The organism is Kribbella sp. NPDC050241 (genome assembly GCF_044459685.1).
Taxonomy (GTDB): Bacteria; Actinomycetota; Actinomycetes; order Propionibacteriales; family Kribbellaceae; genus Kribbella.
In genome coordinates this window covers 965,935-986,726 of the sequence record NZ_JBITJE010000001.1, presented here as the reverse complement: position 1 = coordinate 986,726, position 20,792 = coordinate 965,935, and the positions used below count along the sequence as shown (strand labels likewise).

16 protein-coding genes are annotated in these 20,792 nt (G+C 68.6%); 12 read left to right on the top strand and 4 right to left on the bottom strand.

The genetic code is table 11. From position 1 onward, the window contains the following. Window positions 1-149: 149 nt before the first annotated feature. Genes ACIBG5_RS04570 through ACIBG5_RS04545 form a run of 6 tightly spaced genes read left to right on the top strand, consistent with a single transcriptional unit; the run spans window position 150 to window position 6,333 of the window. Window positions 150-1,451 (top strand): ABC transporter substrate-binding protein, encoded by a 1,302-nt coding sequence (locus ACIBG5_RS04570; protein WP_396390085.1) that lies wholly within the window; start codon window positions 150-152, stop codon window positions 1,449-1,451. 4 nt (window positions 1,452-1,455) lie between these two features. After that, complete coding sequence (locus ACIBG5_RS04565) at window positions 1,456-2,409, top strand: carbohydrate ABC transporter permease (RefSeq protein ID WP_396390083.1); 954 nt, start codon at window positions 1,456-1,458, stop codon at window positions 2,407-2,409. Further along, a complete protein-coding gene (locus tag ACIBG5_RS04560) occupies window positions 2,406-3,245 on the top strand; it encodes a carbohydrate ABC transporter permease (RefSeq protein ID WP_396390081.1) in 840 nt (279 codons plus the stop codon). The genes ACIBG5_RS04565 and ACIBG5_RS04560 overlap by 4 nt, the downstream gene beginning before the upstream one ends. A gap of 18 nt (window positions 3,246-3,263) precedes the next feature. Further along, on the top strand, window positions 3,264-4,040 hold the full coding sequence (locus ACIBG5_RS04555) for a VOC family protein (RefSeq protein ID WP_396390079.1): 777 nt from the start codon (window positions 3,264-3,266) through the stop codon (window positions 4,038-4,040). Continuing rightward, the gene (locus ACIBG5_RS04550; RefSeq protein WP_396390078.1) at window positions 4,037-4,984 is read left to right on the top strand and encodes an aldo/keto reductase; all 948 of its coding nucleotides are present in this window, start codon (window positions 4,037-4,039) and stop codon (window positions 4,982-4,984) included. Before ACIBG5_RS04555 ends, ACIBG5_RS04550 begins: the two co-directional genes overlap by 4 nt. Next, the gene (locus ACIBG5_RS04545) at window positions 4,981-6,333 is read left to right on the top strand and encodes a GH1 family beta-glucosidase (protein WP_396390076.1); all 1,353 of its coding nucleotides are present in this window, start codon (window positions 4,981-4,983) and stop codon (window positions 6,331-6,333) included. Before ACIBG5_RS04550 ends, ACIBG5_RS04545 begins: the two co-directional genes overlap by 4 nt. A gap of 60 nt (window positions 6,334-6,393) precedes the next feature. On the opposite strand, the gene ACIBG5_RS04540 is transcribed toward ACIBG5_RS04545, so the two are convergent. Then, window positions 6,394-7,614: an ROK family protein gene (locus ACIBG5_RS04540; protein ID WP_396390074.1), complete on the bottom strand. Its 1,221-nt coding sequence runs from the start codon at window positions 7,612-7,614 to the stop codon at window positions 6,394-6,396. 96 nt (window positions 7,615-7,710) lie between these two features. Here ACIBG5_RS04540 and ACIBG5_RS04535 point away from each other — a divergent pair, with 96 nt between their 5' ends. Next, on the top strand, window positions 7,711-8,685 hold the full coding sequence (locus ACIBG5_RS04535; protein WP_396390072.1) for a zinc-binding dehydrogenase: 975 nt from the start codon (window positions 7,711-7,713) through the stop codon (window positions 8,683-8,685). A gap of 27 nt (window positions 8,686-8,712) precedes the next feature. Here the strand turns inward: ACIBG5_RS04535 and ACIBG5_RS04530 are convergent, their stop codons facing one another. Next, a complete protein-coding gene (locus tag ACIBG5_RS04530; protein ID WP_396390071.1) occupies window positions 8,713-9,816 on the bottom strand; it encodes a Gfo/Idh/MocA family protein in 1,104 nt (367 codons plus the stop codon). Window positions 9,817-9,833: 17 nt separating this feature from the next. Beyond that, window positions 9,834-12,230: a beta-galactosidase gene (locus ACIBG5_RS04525; RefSeq protein ID WP_396390069.1), complete on the bottom strand. Its 2,397-nt coding sequence runs from the start codon at window positions 12,228-12,230 to the stop codon at window positions 9,834-9,836. A 199-nt stretch (window positions 12,231-12,429) separates the two neighbouring features. On the opposite strand from ACIBG5_RS04525, the gene ACIBG5_RS04520 reads away from it, so the two are divergent. From ACIBG5_RS04520 to ACIBG5_RS04500, 5 genes are all read left to right on the top strand, one after another. After that, on the top strand, window positions 12,430-13,425 hold the full coding sequence (locus ACIBG5_RS04520; RefSeq protein ID WP_393384758.1) for a LacI family DNA-binding transcriptional regulator: 996 nt from the start codon (window positions 12,430-12,432) through the stop codon (window positions 13,423-13,425). 93 nt (window positions 13,426-13,518) lie between these two features. Continuing rightward, entirely contained in the window at window positions 13,519-15,189 is a 1,671-nt protein-coding gene (locus tag ACIBG5_RS04515) for an ABC transporter substrate-binding protein (protein WP_396390067.1), read from the top strand. A 6-nt stretch (window positions 15,190-15,195) separates the two neighbouring features. After that, complete coding sequence (locus ACIBG5_RS04510; protein ID WP_393384755.1) at window positions 15,196-16,191, top strand: ABC transporter permease; 996 nt, start codon at window positions 15,196-15,198, stop codon at window positions 16,189-16,191. Next, a complete protein-coding gene (locus ACIBG5_RS04505) occupies window positions 16,188-17,102 on the top strand; it encodes an ABC transporter permease (protein ID WP_396390064.1) in 915 nt (304 codons plus the stop codon). Before ACIBG5_RS04510 ends, ACIBG5_RS04505 begins: the two co-directional genes overlap by 4 nt. 1 nt (window position 17,103) lies before the next feature. Next, complete coding sequence (locus ACIBG5_RS04500; protein WP_396390062.1) at window positions 17,104-18,954, top strand: ABC transporter ATP-binding protein; 1,851 nt, start codon at window positions 17,104-17,106, stop codon at window positions 18,952-18,954. A 21-nt stretch (window positions 18,955-18,975) separates the two neighbouring features. Here ACIBG5_RS04500 and ACIBG5_RS04495 read toward each other — a convergent pair whose 3' ends face one another. After that, the gene (locus tag ACIBG5_RS04495; RefSeq protein WP_396390060.1) at window positions 18,976-20,787 is read right to left on the bottom strand and encodes a xylan 1,4-beta-xylosidase; all 1,812 of its coding nucleotides are present in this window, start codon (window positions 20,785-20,787) and stop codon (window positions 18,976-18,978) included. Between the last annotated feature and the right edge of the window lie 5 nt (window positions 20,788-20,792).

Here is a 20,792-nt window from a genome sequence, read left to right as displayed (position 1 = left end):
TCAACCTTAGGGCTATCCGCTCTGCGGATGACGATCCGTTCTTCTGCGGATGGAAAGGTCCGGAAACCCTGCCGCGACCTTGACCGCTTTCTTACTTTCAGTTAGGAAGTTGATGTGGGGTTCGTGAGGTGAGCGACTAGGAGTCGGCAATGGGCGAACGGCACGTACGGCGGCGGACAGTACTCAAGGGAGCGGTGGGCGCGCTCGGACTCGGGTCGGCGCTCGCGGCCTGTGGTGGCAGCGACAGCAGCGGCGGGACGACCAGCGGCGGGAAGGCCGTCGTCCGGATGTGGTCCTGGTACGGCGAACAGGAGAAGCAGTTCCCCAAGCTGGTCGAGAAGTTCGAAGCGGCACACAGCAACATCAAGATCGAGAACCGGGTCTTCGGCACCCCGGACCAGTACCTGCCCGCCCTTCAGGCGGCAGTGGCCGGCGGCGACGTCCCGGAGATCTTCGCGCCGCACACCCGGGCGCTCACCTACGGGACCGGCGGCGTCTCCGCCGACCTGAAGAAGGATCTCGGCGACGACTTCCTGAAGGACTTCTTCGACTCGGCCAACCAGGAGTACACCCTGGACGGCAAGCAGTACGCGGTCGGCTGGATGGCGCAGACGTTCGGGATCTTCTACAACCCGGACCTGCTCAAGCAGGCCGGGGTCGGCGAGGACGAGATCGAGACCTGGGACGACCTGATCGCCGCGGCGGCCAAGATCAAGGCCATCGGCAAGTTCCCGGTCGCGCTCAGCTGCAACCCGACGACGAGTTCGCTGGACTTCTTCCTGCCGCTCATCACCCAGGTCGCCGACGACCCGACCTTCTACCTCAAGCTCGACCAGTTGAAGGACGGGGCGACGTACGAGGACCCGAAGGTCGTGCAGGCGATCGAGCTGCAGAAGAAGATCGTCAAGGGCGGCGTCTTCCAGCCCGGCACCACCGGTACCAGCGGCGAGCAGGCGCCGGTGATCTTCTACACCGAGAAGTCCGCGATGCTGTTCAACGGCTCGTGGACGCCACAGGGCCTGACCACCGACGCGCCGCCGGCCTTCGTGAAGAAGTACAAGGTGATGAAGACCCCGGCGATCGCGGCCGGCAAGCGGCACTGGACCGCGAACCAGGCCGGCGCCGGCTGGGCGGTCTCGGAGACCAGCAAGAACAAGGACGCCGCGCTGGAGTTCCTCAAGTTCCTGTACTCCGCGGACGAGTACTCCCCCACCATGAACGAGTCCAACTCGATGCCGGCCACGAAGAGCGCGGCGACCCGGATCGAGCTGCCGATCATGAAGCAGATGACGTCGTGGCTGCTCGACGGCGACGGCTGCCCGCACATCCCGTTCGGTCCCGGTTCGGTCGCGGCCGGCGATCCACTCGCGAAGATCTTCGACGGCTCCGGCGATCCGGCAGCGGTCGCGAAGGAGATGCAGCAGGCCGTGCTGAACGCCAAGGGCGGCTGATCGGATGGCGACGGCAACCTACAAGGCGAGCCGGACCGCGACGGTCACAACGCACAAGTTCGGTTCTCCGCTCCGGAAGTCGCAGCGGGTCGCGGGGTACGTCTTCATCGGGCCGACCTTCGTGCTTTTCCTGGGCTTCGTGCTCTGGCCGATCCTCTACACGGCGTACCTGAGCCTCACCTCCTGGGGAGGCTTCGGTACGCCGCGGTTCGTGAACCTCGACAACTACAGCCGGATGCTGTCGGACCCGGTCGCGCGCCGGGCGATGATCGTCACGCTGGTACTGACCGGCGTCACCACCGTGCTGCTGACCTTCCTCGGCCTCGTCACGGCAGTGCTGGTCAACGCGGTCTGGTCGAAGGTCGGTGTGTTGGTCCGGACGATCCTGTTCATCCCCGGCATCGTCTCGTTCGTGGTGTCGGCGGTGTTGTGGCGGCTGATCTACGACCCGAACATCGGCACACTCAACCGGATGCTCGGGGCCGTCGGCCTGGACAGCCTGCAGCATGCCTGGCTGGCTGATCAGAAGACCGTGCTCCCGGCGATCATCGTGGTGACGGTCTGGGGTGGCATCGGCTTCAATATGCTGATCTACTACGCCGGCCTGCAGAGCATCGACCCGAACCTCTACGAAGCGGCGGCCATGGACGGAGCCAACACCGTCCAGCAGTTCCGCCACATCACCGTCCCGAGTCTGCGAGTCGTCACCGGCCTGATCGTCAGCCTCGGCCTGCTGAACGGCTTCAAGGCGTTCGACGTGATCTTCGTGATGACCGGCGGCGGGCCCAACCACGCCAGTGAGGTGCTCGGCACCTATCTGTACTCGCTCGCCTTCGGGTCCACCTCGGGCTCGATCCCGCAGCTCGGCTACGCGAGTGCGTTCAGCGTCGTGACGATGGTGCTCTGCACGCTGGCCGTCATCGCCCAGCTCTGGCTGACGCGGAGGGCAGACCGATGAGCGCTTCGAACGCGCGAAGGCCGTGGGTCGGCAAGTCGTTCGCCAGCTTCGTCCTGCTGCCGTTCTGTGCGCTGATGGCGTTCCCGTTCGTGTGGATGCTGCTCACCTCACTGCGGGAGCCGAACACGATCTTCAACGGGCCGATCATCCCGCGGTCGTTCACGGGTTCGGCGTACAAAGAGGCGTGGACCTCGATCGAGTTCCCGCTGCATTTCTGGAACAGCGTCTGGATCACCTCGGTCACCGTGATCGGCGTCCTCGTCTTCGCGACGCTCAGCGGCTATGCGTTCGCCAAGCTCGAGTTCCCGTTCCGCAACACGCTGTTCGTGCTGCTGCTGACCACGCTGATGATGCCGTCGACGGCGCTGATCATCCCGCTCTACCTCGAGCTCAAGTCGCTCGGTCTGCTGGACAGCCAGGTCGGGTTGCTGGTGCTCTACATCTCCGGCTCGGCGCCGTTCGCGATGTTCCTGATGCGGGCGTTCTTCCAGACGTTGCCGGACGAACTGATCGAGGCTGCCCGGGTGGACGGTGGCAGCGAGTTCACCATCTTCCGCCGCGTCATCCTGCCGCTCACCCGGCCCGGCATCGCGACCGTGGTGATCTTCCAGTTCCTGTCCACCTGGAACGAGTTCCTGATCGCCAACACGGTGCTGCGCAACACCGACTCGCTCCCCCTGCAGCCGGTGCTGTTCACCCTGATGGGCCAGTACTCCACCAACTGGCCGGCCCTCACCGCCGGCCTGACCCTGTCCGTCGTACCGGTCATCGTCGTGTACGTCCGGATGCAGCGGCAGTTCGTCGCCGGGATGATGCTCGGCGCCGTCAAGAACTAGCACACAGAAAGAGGCCTTATGCCGATCAAGAACCTCGTGGTCAACTGCACGGACGTCCAGCGCTCGGTCGAGTACTACACGAAGTTCCTGGAGCTGCCGGTGGTGGGCGAGCCGACCGCGGAGCGCGCCGTCCTGGACGCGGTCACCGCGACGATCGAACTGCGGGCCGTGGGCAACGGCCGAGATCAGACCACGTGGTCGCCGGACGATCTGCAGAAGGGCTTCCGGCACATCGGCTTCAAGGTCGACCGGCTGGACGAGCGGGCCGGCGTACTCAAGGCGGCCGGGGTCGAGTTCAAGCTCGACCCGCTCGATGCCGAGGGCAAGGTCCGGATCTGCTTCTTCTACGACCCCGACGGCACGCTGCTGGAGATGATCCAGGGCGACCTGCAGTACGCCGCCGTACTCGACGCCGACGGCGTGGCGCGGGAGCGGGCGCTCGGCGTACCGCGGCGGCCGCGGTTCGACCACGTCGCGGTCACGATCGACGACCGGGACAAGACCAGCGAGTTCTACCGCGACAACTACGGCTTCTCGTTCATCGGCACGATCGAGCAGCCGCACGACCAGCGCGGCTTCCACATCGGCTACCTGAAGGGCGGCGACACGGTCATCGAGGTCTTCACCTACGAGGTCGAGAAGACTTCGCGGGCACCGCAGCTCGACGTGGCCGGGTTCGCCTACGCCGAGCTCGCGGGCAACCCGCCGGACCTGCCCGCGGACACCGCTCCCGACGGAACCGAGGTCTACGTCGATCGCGACGGGTTCGCGTTCGCCGTAGGCTCCGAGGCATGAAGGACAACTGGCTGCGGCCGCTCGGATCCACCGGCTTGACCGTCTCCGCCGTCTGTGCCGGCGGCAGTGGGATCGGGGGCATGCCCGAGGTGTTCGGGTACGACGTGACCCGGCAGGAGGCCGTCGACCTCGTACTCCGCGTCTTCGACGGCCCGCTCACCTGGATCGACACCTCGAACGGGTACAGCGACGGCGAGAGCGAACTGCGGATCGGTCAGGCCATCAAGGAGTACGGCGGCCTGCCCGAAGGGTTCCTCGTCGCGACCAAGGTCGATGCCCGGGGCGGGGACTACTCCGGTGCGCGGGTCCGGGCGAGTGTCGCCGAGAGCAAGGAGCGGCTCGGCCTCGACGACCTGCCGCTGGTCCACCTGCACGACCCGGAGTTCCACGACTTCGACTCGATGCGTGACGCCGTCGACACGTTGATGCAGCTCAAGGCGGACGGCGAGATCGGGCACGTCGGGCTGGCCGGCGGCAACGCGACCGAGCTCGGGCGCTACCTCGACCTCGGCGGATTCGAGGTGCTGCTCGTGCACAACCGCTGGAGCCTGGTCGACCACTCGGCCGGTGACCTGTTCCGGCAGGCACTCGGCGAGGGCATCGCGGTCGTCAACGCGGCCGTCTACGGCGGCGGCATCCTCGCCAACCCCGACGGCGCCACGAAGTACGGCTACCGCGATGCGCCGGCCGCCGTACTCGACGCTGTCGCGGCGATGGACAAGGCGTGCCGGGAGTACGGCACCGACCTCGCCACCGCGGCACTGCGGCACTCGGTCGACAACCCGGACATCTCCGGGACCGTGGTCGGCATCACCAAGCCGGCCCGGGTCGACGCGCTGGTCGCCGCGCTCGAAATCGACCTGCCCGATGAGCTACTTAACCGGTTAGGTACCCTGCTACCCAACCCGCAGTACTGGCTCGAAGGCCCAAAGGAGACAACGTGACCACTGGCTTCCCACCCGGCTTCGCCTGGGGCGCGGCGACAGCGTCGTACCAGGTCGAAGGCGCGGTCGCCACGGACGGACGCGCCCCGAGCATCTGGGACACCTTCGCGCACACCCCTGGCCGAATCGCCGACGGCACGACCGGCGACGTCGCCGACGATCACTACCGCCTCTTCGCCGAGGACATCCGGCTGCTCGCCGGCCTCGGTCTGACGGCGTACCGGTTCTCGATCGCCTGGTCGCGGATCATCCCGGCCGGCTCCGGCGTCACCAATCCCGGCGGCCTGGCGTTCTACCGCCGACTGGCCGAGGCATGCCTGGAGAACGGCGTGACGCCGTACGCGACGCTGTATCACTGGGACCTGCCGCAGCCGCTCGAGGACGCCGGCGGCTGGCTCGTGCGGGACACGGCCGAGCGGTTCCGCGACTACGCGGCGATCACGCACGCCGGGCTGTCGGACGTGATCAAGCACTGGATGACGCTGAACGAGCCATGGTGCTCGGCGTTCCTCGGCTACGGGAACGGCGAGCACGCGCCGGGCCGGACCGAGGGCACTGACGCACTCAAGGCGGTGCATCACCTGCTGCTCGGGCACGGGCTGGCGCTCGACGCGATCCGGTCGGACGAGGGCACCTACGGCATCGCGCTCAACCCGGCGCCGATCCACGCGGCCTCGGACTCGGCCGCGGACCTGGACGCGGCGCGCCGGATCGACGGACTGCGGAACCGGATGTTCCTGGATCCGTTGCTGGCCGCGAAGTACCCGGCCGACGTACTCGAGGACACCGGGCTGACCGACTGGTTCGCGGAGCAGGAAGCCGACCTGCCGCTGATCGGTGCGCCGCTGGACTTCATCGGCGTGAACTACTACTGCCCGACCACGGTGGCCGCGCCCGAGGGCCCGATCTCCTCCCCCGGTCAGCCGAGCACGCAGCCGGGCAGCGAGAACGTCGTTGCCGTCGACACCGGTCTGCCGCGCACACAGATGGGCTGGCCGATCCAGGCGACCGGGCTGCGCGACATCCTGGTCACGATCAACAAGCTCGCGCCTGAGCTCCCGCTGTACGTGACCGAGAACGGAGCGGCGTACCTCGACGAGGTGACCGCGGACGGGACCGTCGAGGACGACGAGCGGCAGGAGTACCTGGAGCAGCACATCGCGGTCTGCCGGGACCTGGTCTCCGAGGGCTTCCCGCTCAAGGGGTACTTCGCCTGGTCGCTGATGGACAACTTCGAGTGGGCCTGGGGCTTCAGCCGCCGCTTCGGGATCGTGTACGTCGAGTACGCGACCCAGCAGCGGACCGTGAAGAAGAGCGGCCGCTGGCTGAAGGACTTCCTCACCACCTAGCCGACTGGCGGGTTGTTTGCTCGCTGACCGGCTACAGTCCGGCAGCGATGAAACAACCCGTCAGCGGCCGGACTTCTGGTGGGGGGTGAGTTGGCTGTGGAGGACGAGTGACGCTGCGCCGAGCGCGGCGGCGCTCGGGCCCAGTTTGGACTGCTCGACGCGGGTCGGGTGCATCGCGCGGACGAACGACAGGCGGTTGATCTCCGTCGTCGTGATCCGGACGTAGATGTCACCCGCCTCGCTGAAGCCCGGGCCCGCCAGGATGACCTGGTCGAGGTCCAGCAGATTCGTGATCGACAGCAGGGCCTTGGCCAGGTACGTCGCCGACTCCTCGATCAGCTCGGTGCAGCGCGGATGGCCGGCGGCGGCGAGCCGCGCGATCTTGGCGAAGTCCGAGCGGATCGACGTCCGGCGGCCGCGGAGCCCGAGCGCGGTCACCAGCGACGCGTCCTGCTCGGCACGCTTCACCACCGCGGCCGGCGCGGCGAGACTCTCCAGGCAACCGATTCCGCCGCACCAGCACTCCGGTCCGTTCACGTCCAGGACCATGTGGCCGATCTCGCCGACGTTCGACGAGGAGCCGCGGTACACGTCGCCGTTGGTGACCAGGCCGAGGCCGAACCCTGCCGCCATGTAGACGGTGGCGAAGTCGTTCGCCGACGGGATGCGGCCGGCCCAGAACTCGCCGATGGCGGCGCAGGTCGAGTCGTTCTCCACCACGATCGGGTGGTCGATCGTCTCCATCAACGTGTCGCGAACGGCGAACGGCTCCCAGGCGTACTTCTCCGGGTCGGTGCGCAGCAGCCGCAGCCCTCCCCCGCCCTGCCGGCCGGCCAGCGCGACCCCGACGCCGATCAGTGAGGACGGCTCGACGTCCGCCTTGACGATCAGGTCCTCGAGCTCGGCGGTGATCCGCTTGACCGCGGTCGCGGGCACGTCGCGGCCGATGCCCCGCGACGACACCTGCTCGATCACCCGCCCGCTCATGTCGGTGATGACGTACGTCGTACTGGGCGTGTCGATCGAGATGCCCACGGCGTGCCGGGCGCGGGGGTTGAACTGCAGCAGGGTGGCGCGTTTGCCGCCGGTCGGGTCGCCCAGGCCGGTCTCGATGATCAGGCCGTCGGCGAGCAACTGCTTGACCACCCGGGAGATCGACGCACCGGTCAGGCCGGACCGTTCGGCCAGGTCGACGCGGGTGACAGTGCCACTGGAACGGATCAGGTCCAGGATCGCGCTGTGCGTCTCCTGCGCGGTCGCGCCCTTCAGAATCCTCGCCACGTGAGACCCTCCCTTACCGCGCACTTTAATACACAACGTAAGAAAGTGGGACCAAGTTGACCTCAAGAGCCGTTGAGGTTCTAGGTTCTGGTAGTTGTGAAGACGATTACGCTGCACGAGTTCGGTCCGCCGGAAAACCTGCGCTACGAGGAGGCACCGGATCCGGTTCCGGGCCCCGGGACGGTCCTGATCCGGGTGGAGGCCGCCGGTGTCCACCTGGTCGACACGATGCTCCGGTCCGGCGCGGCCGGCGGTGGCCCGATCCCGGTGCCCGAGCTACCCACGACCCCCGGCCGTGAGGTCGCCGGCCGGGTCGAGGCGGTCGGGTCCGAGGTCGACGCCGGGTGGATCGGCAAGCGGGTCGTGGTGCACCTCGGCATGGTCCCCGGCGGGTACGCCGAACTCGCGGTCGCCAAGGTGGAGTCGTTGTACGAGCTCCCCGACCACGTGGACGGCGTCCAGGCCGTCGCCGCGATCGGGACCGGGCGAACGACGGCCGGGATCCTTGGACAGGCGCAGTTGACCGCGGACGACGTCGTACTGATTACTGCAGCCGCCGGTGGGATTGGGAGCTATCTGGTCCAGGCTGCCCGAAACGTGGGGGCGACTGTGATCGGCCTGGCGGGTGGGCCGGCCAAGGTACGGCTGGTCCGGGATCTCGGGGCGCACTACGCGGTCGACTACCGCGATCCGGACTGGGTGAGTGCTCTCCAGGCGGAGCTCGGCGACCGAGCCGTGACGGCGCTGCTCGACGGGGTCGGCGGTGAGAGCGGTCAGCGGGCGTTCGAGCTGCTCGGGATCGGCGGGCGGGTGCTGATGTTCGGGTGGTCCGGAGGCGGGCCGATCCGGCTCACCACCGAGGATCTGATGAACCGCGGGCTGACCGCGACCTGGGCGATCGGGCCGAAGCTGACACCCCGGCTCCGGGAGCTCGAGAAAGCGGCGTTGGAGGAGACCGTCTCCGGACGCTGGAAAGCGCTCACGACGACGTTCCCACTGTCCGAGGCCGCCGCGGCACACCGCGCTCTCGAGTCCCGGTCGACCACCGGCAAGGTCGTGCTGATCCCCTGAGCACCGGCTGAGGCGCTCGGGGGCGCCTCAGCCGGTGCGGGGGTCGTGATTGGCGTGGGCGTCGCCGGCGGGGCGGGTTGGGGTGTCGTAGTCGAGGTCCGGGAAGGGGCTCGTCACGTCGATCACCCGGCCCTCCTCGGCGGAGCGCTTGGCGGCGAGCATCACCTCGAGTGCGTGGAAGGCGTGCTCGGGCCGGGTGACGGTCGGCGTACTGTTCTCGACGCTCTCGACGAGATGCCGCAGGCCGTCGGTCCAGGGCCAGTTCGGGTCGCGTTCGCCGAACACCTCCCAGGATCCACGGTCGTTCGACCACTGCTCGAACCCGTTCGGGGCCCAGTCGTCGCCGAGCATCTGCAGTACGCCGGTGCCGCCGTACAGCTCGATCGCCGGCGACCGGTACTGCTGGATGGTGAACCCGGTCGTGATCGTGGCGAAGCGGGCGTTGCCGAAGTCGAGCGTGATCTGCGCGTTGTCGTCGGCGCGGACCGTCACGAGCTCGCCGTTGATCTCGCGCTTCGGTATGGCGGTGCCGACCATCGCGGTGACTCGCCGGACCGCTCCGAAGAACCCGCACAGACTGGTCAGGTTGTACACGCCGAGGTCGAACAGCGCACCGCCGCCGGCCTCGTAGAACCACCGGCCCCACCACGGGCCTGACCAGCCGTACCGGGCCCGGGCCAGATGGAGGTCGCCGATCTCGCCGTCGCGGACCCGCCGATGCATCTCCCGGTACGTCGGCGACAGCACGATGTGCGGAGCACACACCAGCTGCCCCGGTGCGACTGCGGCGGCATCGAGCAGGACCTGAGCATCGTCGAGGGACGTGGACATCGGCTTCTCGACGAGTACGTGCTTGCCGGCCTCGAGGGCCGCGCGCGCCAGTGAGCCGTGCTGATTCATGCTGGTGAGGACCAGCACGATGTCGAGGTCGTCGCGGCCGATCAGGTCCTCGGGCCGGTCGGCCGACGTATCGATCCCGAACCGGTCCGCGGCCAGGGTCCGCTTATCCGGGTCGGGGTCGTAGCCCGCGGTCAGCCGCACGCGTCCTTCCTGCTCGAGCTTGGTGATCAGGGAGGCGTACGGGCCGGAGAACACACTTCCGAGTCCGAGCACACCGATGGACAAAGTCATCGTGGCGGGTTCCTTTCCTAGGAGAGGCGCACTGTCAGGCGATAGCCGGCCGGGCCGGCGGGCCAGCTGATGCGCCAGCCCTCCGCGGTCCGGCTCACGGCGGCATCGCCGTCGACAGAGACATTCCGAGTGGTCTCGATCAGCGCGCGGCCCGGGCCGGCCGGACGCCGCAGCAACAACGTCGACCCGTCGCCAGGCCCGTCCAGTTCGGCGGTGGACCAGCGCAGTACCGCGTCGTCGAGCCGTACACCGACCGGCAGGATCAGCCCTTCGCGAGCGCCGAGCTGGAGCTCGAGGGGTACGTCGTCGTCCACGGTCAGCGTGAACGTCTGAGGCACCGGCGCGACGTTGATCAGATGCACCAGCCGCTGACCGGTGGCATCGGCCGAGCTCGTCGTCACCAGACCAGGAGTATTGCCCTCAGCGATGATCCGGCGGCGGACGCCGATCCGCTCCCACACCAGCCGCCAGAAGTCCAGGTGGGACGGATAATCGCAGGCCATCACCACGACCCGTCCACCGGCGAGCGCCACCGCGACCGGCGCACCGGTCGCGACATCGACGGCCAGTGGCTCGGCGTCCGGCGCAACCAGGTGCTCCATCATCCCGACCCGGACCTCTGGCTGGTCGCCGGCCCACGCGGTCGCACGCACCGACGGGAAGAAGTGCGGGGTGCCCTGGACGGTGCCGTCGACCTTCACACCGAGCTCGTCGGCGAGCACCGTGCACGGCGTACCGTCGTCGTCGGTGACCGGGATCCGGCCGTGCAGCAGCAGCCTGCCGCCGGCCCGGACGTACGCGGCCAGACGCTCCTGGATCGCCCGACTCAGGACCGGCGGCGTCGCCAGCGCGACCACCGGCCCCGCCGGATCCAGATCGGCGCGGGCCGAGGTCGGCGTACCGGACAGGTCGACCGCGCCGAAGGAGTAACCGCCGAGCAGCAGGGCGCGGGCGAGGATGTCGCGCGGCCCCATCCCTCGGTATCGCTCCAGCTCGCCGACCTGGTCACGGCGTACGGCGGAGTCCGGGTGGTGGTACTCGGTCAGGTAGTGGTCCGGCACGTAGCCGAGGACGACGTCGTCGTACTCCTCGTCCATGTCGGCCAGCAGGTGCTCGGCACCATGGACCGCCCGCACCGCGCTCGCCGTACCCGCGTAGGTCTGGCTCAGCCGGCCCTCCGGGTCGACCGGCGCCGCGAAGCCGTGCCGCTCGCCGGTGAACGCGATCCGGTCGTTGCCGTCGCCAACCGGTTCGTCCAGCGGTGGGTTGTGCCCGCCGGCGAAGAGGTAGTAGTTGATCAACCGGTTGCCCTGGGCAACGCACAGCCGCGTCTTCAGCTCAGCGGTCTCCGGGCTGGTCAGCGAGCTCAGGTCCTCGCCGTAGTCGCCCGTCCCCGCCTCGAATTCGAGCGACGTGATCGGCTGGTCGGCGTCGTGGACCGCGGCCATGAAGGCATTCATGACATACAGGTCCGGCACCTTCTCGACGGTCAGTTCGCCCATGTAGTGATCGGAACCCGAGGTCGTCTGCGGCACTCCGGCATACGCCTTCGAGAGCTGGCTGATGCCGATCGGGAAGTGCCGGCCGCGTCCGGCGTACGTGCCGTGGAGATTGACCATGAACGGTACGCCGTCGACGCCGTGCTGCAGGGCGACGTCGCGCAGCCGCAGCAGGTACCGCGCATAGCGGTCGCGGTGATGCGCACCGAGGTCGTGGTGCACCGCGAGTTGCTGGCTCTCCGTGCCACCGCCGGTGCCGCCGGCGCGCCACCACGCCGCCCAACGCTCGGTGTCGCCAGGGTCGACGCCGTACCGATCAACGCTGCCCTCTCGGCCCCAGGTCTGCTCGGCCCAGGTGGCAAGGTCGGCCAGCGTACGGTCGGTCAGCTCCGGCGTGTTCGTGACCCACGAGAGCATGCCGACCTCGTTGTCCAGCTGGACCGCGGCGACCGGTCCGCCCTTGCTGACAAGGCGTTCCGCGAGTACCGGCATGATCGCGGCGTACCACCGCTCGGCCTCGGCGAGGTACCCGGGCTCGAGGTAGTCCAGGGTCGCCGTACTGGCCGGCTTGCCGTCCCATCCCAGCGGTACGGCGTCCGGGTGGTCGCGGTAGATCCGGAACGGCACGCCTTCGTTCTTCAACTCGGCCATCACGAACGGGCCCGGCCGGGCGATCACCAGCAGGTCACGCTCGGCGGCCAGGTCGAGGAACCCGATCAGGTCGTGGTACTCACTGGTGGCGCCGGTCAGGTCGACCTCGCCGGACGTGGTCTCATGCACGAGCCACGGCATGTAGCTGGCCACCGCGTCGCAGCCTGCGGCGGCGAGTTTGTCGAGCCGGTCGGCCCAGTCCTCGCGGTGCAGCCGGAAGTAGTGCACCTCGCCTGCCATCAGGATCCGCGGTACACCGTCCACCAGGATGCGGCGCCGTTCCAGCCGTATCGATCGGGGCGGTATCGATGGGGATTGGGCAGATGTCGTCACAGTCACGTCCTCGCCGGGTCTCGATCGTTCCGGGTCGCCGCGCCGACCTGTTGCCTGGAGGCGCGGTCGTGGTTATGGTCGTGAAACCGGTCTCATGAAACCGGTTTCAACCGTAACGGGAGTTCAGCCGATGGGCAACAGCCGTGTCACGCTCCGCCGGGTCGCCGAGATCGCGGGCGTCTCCCCCGCGACCGTGTCGCGCGTCTCCAGGGGCACGACCCCGGTCTCCCCCGAGGTCCGCGACCGGGTCCTGCGGGTGATCGAGGAGCACGGCTACAAACCTAGCCACTTCGGGCGCGCGCTGGCCGAGCGCCGGCACGGCGCCTTGGGGCTGGTGTTTCCGGGCCTGTCCGGGCCGTACTTCTCCGAGCTGATCCAGGGCTTCGAGGCTGAGGCGCTGGAGACGGGCGACAGCGTGCTGGTGCTGGCGTCGCATTCGCGCGCCGACACCGACGCCACCGTGCTCGACCTGGCCGACCGGGTGGACGGCATGGCCATCCATGGCGGGACAGTGTCGACCGACACGATCGCCAAGGTGGCCGAGCAGATCCGTGTCGTGGTGATGGCCAGCGAGGCCGGTCCGGCGCAGGCCTCGGTCAGCGCCGCCAACGACACGGTGAAGGATCTTACGCGGCACTTGCTGGTCGACCACGGCTATCGCCGGCTGGCCTTCGTCGGCACGCCGGACGGCTCCCCCGACGTGACAGCCCGCTGGCAGGCGTTCCTCGCCGCGCACAAGACGGCCCGCCGCAAACCGCCGGCCGAGCCGATCCGGGTCGGACTGCAACAGTCCGACGGCGCGATCGCCGCGGAGCAGTTGCTCGATCGCGACGACCGGCCCGATGCGGTGGTCTGCGCGAACGACGAAACGGCGCTCGGTCTCCTGCTGAGCGCGCTCGGCCGAGGGCTGCGGGTGCCGCAGGACGTCGCGATCACCGGCTTCGACGACATGCCGATGGCCGCCCTGGTGCGGCCTGCGCTGACGACGATCCGGCAGCCGATCCGCGAACTGGCCGCGACCACGGCCCGGCTGCTGGCCGACCCGCTCGACCAGCCGGCCGGCGACATCGTGCTACCGACCGAGCTGGTGCTGCGCAGCTCGTGCGGCTGCGGGGGTGTGCCCTGATCCTGCCGAGCTGAGGGGATCGAGGTACGGGGATCGAGGGGGGAAACCGCCAACGTCCGGCCCTGGCCGGACACACCCTGAGGAGGACTCCCGATGACGAGACGAGCACGGCTGAAAACCCTCATCGCCGCAGTGGCAAGCGTCAGCCTGCTACTCGCCGGCTGTACCGGTACCGAAGGCCAGACAACGGCCAGTTCCGGCGACGGGATAGTCGACTTCCTCAACTACGGCGACTTCGGCGGCGGCGCCGCACCGAAGCCCAACTACAACCCGTATCTCGAAACCACCAAGCTCAGCGCGGCGGACTACATCTACGAGCCGCTGATGTACGTCGAGGGCTACAGCTGCAAGGCACTCCCCTGGCTGGCCACGTCGTTCCAGTGGACCGACCCGCAGACGCTCGTCTACACGGTTCGCGACGGCGTGAAGTGGAACGACGGCAAGCCGTTCTCCGCGGCCGACGTCGCCTTCACCTTCAACATGATCAAGAAGTACCCCGCCCTGGACCTCAGAGGCGTGTGGACGTACCTGTCGACGGTGAAGGCCGACGGCGCCAAGGTGACGATGTCGTTCAAGAAGCCGGCCGCCTCCGTATTCACCCTGGTGAGTGACGTACGGATCGTGCCGGAGCACGTGTGGTCGAAGGTCGCGGACCCGACGACGTTCACGAACGCGACCGCCCCGGTCGGCACCGGGCCGATGAAGCTGAAGTCGTTCAACCCACGCCAGCTCGTCGTCGAGCGGAACCCGGACTACTGGCAGGCCGACAAGATCAAGGTCAAGGAACTGCGGTTCAACAAGGCCGACGCCGGTGGCCAGGTCGAGCAGCTCAAGCTCAGCCGGGGCGAGTACGACACCAATGCGATGTTCGTCCAGGACATCAAGAAGGCCTACGTCGACCGCGACCCGAAGAACCACCACTACTGGTACGCGCCGGGCGGCGTGATCAGCGTGTACATGAACCTGACCGAGACGCCGTTCAACGATGTGGCGTTCCGCAAGGCGCTGACCACGGCGTTCAACCACCAGCAGGTCATCGACCGGGCCCAGCTCGGCTACGTCACCCAGGCCAGCCAGAGCGGCCTCGTCGTACCGGGCCAGAAGGACTGGCTGCCGCAGGGTCTGGCCGACGACGGCCGGATCAAGTACGACCCGGCGGCCGCCGACAAGGCGCTCACCGACGCCGGCTACGCCAAGGACTCCAAGGGCCACCGGCTCGGCAAGGACGGCAAGCCGATCTCGTTCAGCTTCAAGGTTCCCGGCTCGTACGTCGACTGGGTCGCGGCCGCCGACATCCTGATCAAGAACCTCACCGCGCTCGGCTTCAACGTCACCAAGGACACCCCGACGCCGGAGGCACACGACCAGGAACGGGCCACCGGCAACTACGACATGATGTTCGGCGTCCACGGCGGCGGCTGCAACATGTACGCCAACTTCAGCGACCCGCTGAACAGTGCCCGCACCGCGCCGATCGGCAAGAAGGCCGACAGCAACGAGATCCGCTGGCAGGACCCGAAGACCGACGAGCTGCTCGGCCAGCTGGAGACCTCGCCGGACGAGGGCACCCAGAAGCAGGCTGTCGCCGGACTGGTCGACATCATGATGAACCAGGTCCCGATGATCCCGATCTGGTACGGCGCCAAGTGGTTCCAGTACGACACCAAGAAGGCCCAGGGCTGGCCGAACGAGCAGGACCCGTACGCCGACGGCGGCAACGGCCTGGTCGTGCTGACCCACCTCGTCCCGTCGTCCGGGAGCTGACCGCCGATGCTGTACTTCGTCCGCAGGGCCGGGTTCTTCCTGGCCACCCTGTGGGCGGCGGTGACGCTGAACTTCCTGATCCCCCGGCTCCAGCCGGGGGATCCGGCCCAGGCGTTGCTGAACCGCCTGCAGGGTGAGACCACGGCGGTCAACCCTGCCCAGCTCGAGGCGATCCGCAAACTGCTCGGGACTCCCGACGGCAACCTGCTGTCGCAGTACTGGGACTATCTGGGCGCCATCTGTACCGGGCATTTCGGGGTGTCGTACTCGTACTTCCCGTACACGGTGACGGCCATGATCAGCAGTGCACTGCCGTGGACGCTGATCCTGGTCGGTGTCACGCAGTTGCTGTCGTTCGCGATCGGCACGTTGCTCGGCGCCTGGGCGGCGTACCGGCGGAACTCGCGGGTCGACTCGGTCATCACGCTCGGGTCGACGTTCGTCGGCACGCTGCCGTTCTTCTGGCTCGCGCTGCTGCTGATCTTCGTGTTCGCCATCACGCTGAACTGGTTCCCCGACGGCGGCGGGTACGGCGGCGGCAGCAGTCCGAGCTGGACCTGGCTGTTCGTCTCCGACGCGTTCCAGCACAGTGTGCTGCCGGCTGTGGCGCTGCTGATCACCGGGCCGATCGGCTGGATCATCGGGATGCGCAACAACATGGTCCAGACCCTCGGCGAGGACTACGCGCGGCTGGCCCGTGCGAAGGGACTGCCGCGGCGGCGGATCGCGTTGACGTACGGCGCCCGGATCGCGATCCTGCCGAACGTCACCGGGTTCGCGATCGCACTCGGCAGCCTGCTCGGCGGGACTGTGCTGGTCGAGACGATCTTCAACTACCCCGGGCTCGGCCGGCTGCTGCTGGAGGCGGTGTCGAACAAGGACTATCCGCTGATGCAGGCGCTGTTCCTGTTCACCACGATCGGCGTACTGACCGCGAACTTCCTGGCCGACGTGACGTACGGATTCCTCGATCCGCGAGTGAGACGAGCGGAGGCAGTATGACGACCACTCAAGAAACCATCGATACAGAGGCCTTGCGGGTCACCGCGCTGGACGCCGACGCGTCCAGTCGGTTGCCTGGGTGGTTCGTGATCCTGTGGCGCAACGGGAAGTGCCGGGTGGGCATGCTGATGCTGGCGGCGTTCGTCGTGATCGCCGTATTCGCTCCGGTGATCGCGCCGTACGGGCCGCGGCTCGACGAGTTCGGCGCGTCCGAGGGGCCGACTGCCGCGCACTGGCTGGGCACCACGGCACGTGGTGAGGACGTGTTCTCCCAACTCGTGTACGGCGCTCGCACGTCGCTCATCGTCGGGCTGGTGGCCGGCGTGCTGAGCACGCTCATCGCGATGGCCGTCGGTCTCACCGCCGGATACCTGCGAGGTGTGGTGGACGAGGTGCTCTCGTTCTTCATCAACCTCGGTCTGGTGGTACCGGTGCTGCCGCTGATGATCGTGCTGGCCGGCTATGCCCCGGTGAAGGGTCTCGGGCTGATCATCATCGTCATCACCGTGACCGGCTGGGCGTACGGCGCCCGGATCAAACGCGCCCAGATCATCACGTTGCGGACCAGGGACTACATCACCGCGGCGAAGTTCGCCGGCGACAGCACGGCCCGGATCATCGCGTTCGAGATCGTGCCGAACATGATCTCGCTGATCGTGGTCGGCTTCATGGGCGCCGCGCTCGGCGCGATCGGCGCGGAGGCCGGTCTGGCGTTCCTCGGGCTCGGCGATCCGCAGACCGTCAGTTGGGGCACCATGCTCAACCAGGCCAGCCTCGGTGGCGCGTTGACCACCGGCCAATGGGCTTGGCTGGTGGCGCCCGGACTCGTACTGGCCCTGCTGATCACGTCGTTCACGCTGATGAACTTCGGCATCGACGCGCTGAGCAACCCGCACCTGAGGGAGGACTGACATGGCTCTGCTCGAGGTCAGCGACCTGAGCGTCACGTACAGCCCGCGCGACTCCGCCGCCGTCCGGGCGGTGGACCGGGTCAGTTTCGAAGTTCACGACGGCGAGTTCGTCGGCCTGCTCGGCGAGTCCGGCTGCGGCAAGTCGACGCTCGGCAACGCCGTACTGCGGCTGCTCGACCGGCCGGCCGCGATCACCGGCGGGACGATCAGGTTCGACGGACAGGACGTGACCACGACGCCCGAGGACGAACTGCGGTCGCTGCGCTGGGTCGACCTGTCCACGGTCTTCCAGTCGAGCATGAACTCGCTCAACCCGGTGATCACCGTGCGGCGCCAGTTCGCCGACACGTTCGAGGCGCACTCTGATGCCCTGGGCAACGACCTGGACGGCGACGCCCGCGCCACCGAGCTGCTCGAGATGGTGTCGCTGGACCGCTCCGTGCTGAGCCGGTTCCCGCACGAGCTGTCCGGCGGCATGAAGCAGCGGGTCGCGCTCGCGCTGGCGCTGGCTCTCGAGCCGCGGTTCGTGCTGCTCGACGAGCCGACCACCGGGCTGGATGTCGTGGTGCAGCGCGACATACTCGACCGGCTCCGCGAGCTGCAGGCACGGCTGGGCTTCGCCGTACTGTTCATCAGCCACGACCTCGGCACGGTGATGGAGCTGGCCGACCGGGTGATGGTGATGTACGCCGGGGAGATCGTCGAGGACCAGCCGGCCGCGGAGATGGTGACGCGCCACCTGCACCCGTACAGCGCCGGCCTGCTCGGTTCGTACGCCGACCCGCGGGACCAGGTCGTCGAGGTCGAGTTCATCCCGGGCCGGCCGCCGGACCTGTCGCAGTCGCACGCCGGCTGCCTGTTCCAGCCGCGCTGCCCGGTGGCGGTGGACGCCTGCCGGACCGTGCACCCCGAACTGCTGCCCGCGAGTCTCGGCCAGGTGCGGTGCCTGCTCGTCGAGCAGTCCGGCGACGCCCGCGTCGTACTGGAGAAGGCAGCGGAGCTGCGCCGCCGAGATCAGGTGTTCGCCGCCGGCTTGTCGGAGCGGATCGACGCGGAGCCGGTGCTCGTCGTGGACGGCCTCAGCAAGGTCTACAAGAGCAGGCGCGGGCTGAACACGACTGTCACCCAGGCCGTCGACGACGTGTCGTTCGCGCTGCGACCGGGGCGGGTCACCGCGCTGGTCGGGCAGAGCGGTTCGGGCAAGACGACGATCGCCCGCATCCTCACCGGCGTGGAGCGCCCGACCGCCGGATCGATCCGGTTCAAGGACGAGCCGGTCGACCACCTGGGCCGTGGTGCACTGCGGAAGTACCGGCGGCACGTCCAGCTGGTCTTCCAGGACCCCTTCTCCGCGCTTAACCCGACGCGGACCGTGGCGTACGCCCTCAGCCGGCCGCTGCGCAACCACCTAGGTCTGGATGGCGCCCAGGCACGCGCGCGGGCGGCCGAGCTGCTGGAGACGGTCGGGTTGAGCCCGGCGGAGCAGTACCTCGACAAGCTGCCGCACCAGCTGTCCGGCGGCCAGCGTCAGCGCGTGGTCATCGCACGGGCGCTGGCACCCGAGCCCGAGGTGGTCGTCGCCGACGAGCCGATCTCGATGCTCGACGTGTCCATCCGCGCCGAGATCATCGCGCTGCTCGACAAGCTGGTTCGCGACCGCGGCATCGCCATGCTCTACATCACCCACGACCTGCTCAGCGCCCGGCTACTCGCCGACGATGTGATGGTGCTGAACCAGGGCGTGATGGTGGAGCGCGGCCCGACGCTCGATGTCATCGGCCAGGCCAAGGACCCCTACACCCGCAAGCTACTGGCCGCCATCCCCCGCCCGGGCGCGCGAGACATCGCCTGAACCACGCGCCCGGGAACGGGATCAGACAGTGACCTGGATCAGGACTGCCGACGGCTGTGGCAGGTCGAGCTCGAGGACTCCGGCGGTGAGTTCGACGGGCTCGGCAACCAGCTGGTCGGCTCGACGCAGTTCGTCCCACTGCTCGTCCGTCGGCCAGTCCTGTACGCCGATCCGGTCGGCAAGGGTCGCGATGTCGCCGTGGTCCGCGTCCAGCCGGGTGACTCGCGCCGTACCGCCGTCCTGGACGTGCAGCCGGACGGTACGACGGAGGGCCGAATCGCCACTGGCCTTGCCCTGGTCCAGCGTGTGGTTCCAGACCAGGATGCTCAGGCTGCCGTCGTCATCGCGTGAGGCCCAGGCCTGCACCAGTCCGTCGGCGCCGTCGCCTGACGCCGTTACCGGCAGCTCGGTGTCGCCGAGTCGGGACAGCAGATGCAGCGCGTGGTAGCGCGCCTTGGCGATCCCGCCGACGGTGATGAGCCCGAACCCGCCGTGCAGCAGTCGCGGCGGCCGGCCAAGCTCTTCGAAGTGGTCGCTCGCCACCCAGTAGGACAGCGCGTCCAGCCGGCCCGACGCCGAACGCATCCCGTGCAGCAGGAACGTCGCCGACGAGACGCTGTCGTTGACCGGGTTGAAGTGCGTCGGGGTGACGCCCCATTCGGTCCACAGGATCCGCGCCGTACTGCCGTACCGGGCCAGCGTCGGCCGCAGGTCGAGCGGCGAGTTGCCGTAGGTGTGAGTGCTGACGAAGTCGACCGGCGCTCCGGACCGGCTGGTGTGCTCCAGCAGTTCGTCCACCCACCCGGCGGCCGCCGAGGACGGTCCGCCCACCGCGAGCCGCGGGTCGACCGCCTTCACCGCGGCGGCCGTCACGTCGTACAGCCGCATCCACTCGTCGCGGGAGCTGGACCAGAAGACCTCGAGGTTGCCCTCGTTCCACACCTCGAAGTCCCAGTGCAGTACTTCGTCCGCGCCGTACCGGTCGATCAGGTGCCGCACCAGCGAGCCGATCAGGTCCGACCAGCGGTCCCAGTCCTTCGGCGGCGAGATGATGCCGCCGTACTCGAAGACCGTGCGGTCCGGGTCGGAGGCCAGATCGCGCGGCATGAAGCCGAGCTCGACGCACGGGCGCAGGCCGATCGCGAGCAGCTTGTCGTACACCTCGTCGATCCGGCCGAAGTCGTACGCCGGTTCGCCGTCGACCTCCCGGTAGACGCCGAGGTCGTCGTGCAGGATCGCGTGCGCCCGCACGGTCGAGACGCCGATCTCGTCGTGGACCCGACGCAGCGCGGCTTCCAGCTCGGTCCCGATCACCTGGCCGCCGGAGGTGTCGGTGCACAGCAGCTGGCTCAGCCGCTCGCTGCCGATCATCGGCTGCCAGGGCTTCGCGAGCGGCGTACCGTCCGCTGCGGTGGCGACGGTCAGGTCGACCACTGGGACGCTTCCGCCTGCGGGCTTCGCGGTGGCGGTGACCGGCTCGCCCACCTCGCCGTGCTCGGTCACGGTCGGCACCGAGGCGACGGCGTAGTCGTAGGCGGTACCGGGCTCGCCGGTGGTGTCGACGTACCACGTCTCCGGGACCGACAGGACGTCACCACCGAGGTGGTCGACGGGTGCCAGGTCCGCGTGCGGCGAACCGGCCGGCGCACGGTGCACGAGGTAGCCGATCGCGCCGTCCACCGGCTCCCAGCGCAGCGTCACGTGTCCGAGGCCCTCGACGGCGGTCAGGCCGGCGGGCGGTGGCAGCTCCGGCACGGGGACGGCCTCGCGCTCGTCGGAACGACTCGCGATGCGTTGCTCCCAGTTCTCGCGGGCGGTGGTTCCGGTGCTCATCAGTC

Bases quoted from the DNA above. Each gene is read 5' to 3' on its own strand.
- ACIBG5_RS04495 (WP_396390060.1), bottom strand. From the start codon at position 20,787: ATGAGCACCGGAACCACCGCCCGCGAGAACTGGGAGCAACGCATCGCG.
- ACIBG5_RS04560 (WP_396390081.1), top strand. From the start codon at position 2,406: ATGAGCGCTTCGAACGCGCGAAGGCCGTGGGTCGGCAAGTCGTTCGCC.
- ACIBG5_RS04565 (WP_396390083.1), top strand. From the start codon at position 1,456: ATGGCGACGGCAACCTACAAGGCGAGCCGGACCGCGACGGTCACAACG.
- ACIBG5_RS04500 (WP_396390062.1), top strand. From the start codon at position 17,104: ATGGCTCTGCTCGAGGTCAGCGACCTGAGCGTCACGTACAGCCCGCGC.
- ACIBG5_RS04570 (WP_396390085.1), top strand. From the start codon at position 150: ATGGGCGAACGGCACGTACGGCGGCGGACAGTACTCAAGGGAGCGGTG.
- ACIBG5_RS04510 (WP_393384755.1), top strand. From the start codon at position 15,196: ATGCTGTACTTCGTCCGCAGGGCCGGGTTCTTCCTGGCCACCCTGTGG.
- ACIBG5_RS04520 (WP_393384758.1), top strand. From the start codon at position 12,430: ATGGGCAACAGCCGTGTCACGCTCCGCCGGGTCGCCGAGATCGCGGGC.
- ACIBG5_RS04515 (WP_396390067.1), top strand. From the start codon at position 13,519: ATGACGAGACGAGCACGGCTGAAAACCCTCATCGCCGCAGTGGCAAGC.
- ACIBG5_RS04555 (WP_396390079.1), top strand. From the start codon at position 3,264: ATGCCGATCAAGAACCTCGTGGTCAACTGCACGGACGTCCAGCGCTCG.
- ACIBG5_RS04550 (WP_396390078.1), top strand. From the start codon at position 4,037: ATGAAGGACAACTGGCTGCGGCCGCTCGGATCCACCGGCTTGACCGTC.
- ACIBG5_RS04505 (WP_396390064.1), top strand. From the start codon at position 16,188: ATGACGACCACTCAAGAAACCATCGATACAGAGGCCTTGCGGGTCACC.
- ACIBG5_RS04530 (WP_396390071.1), bottom strand. From the start codon at position 9,816: ATGACTTTGTCCATCGGTGTGCTCGGACTCGGAAGTGTGTTCTCCGGC.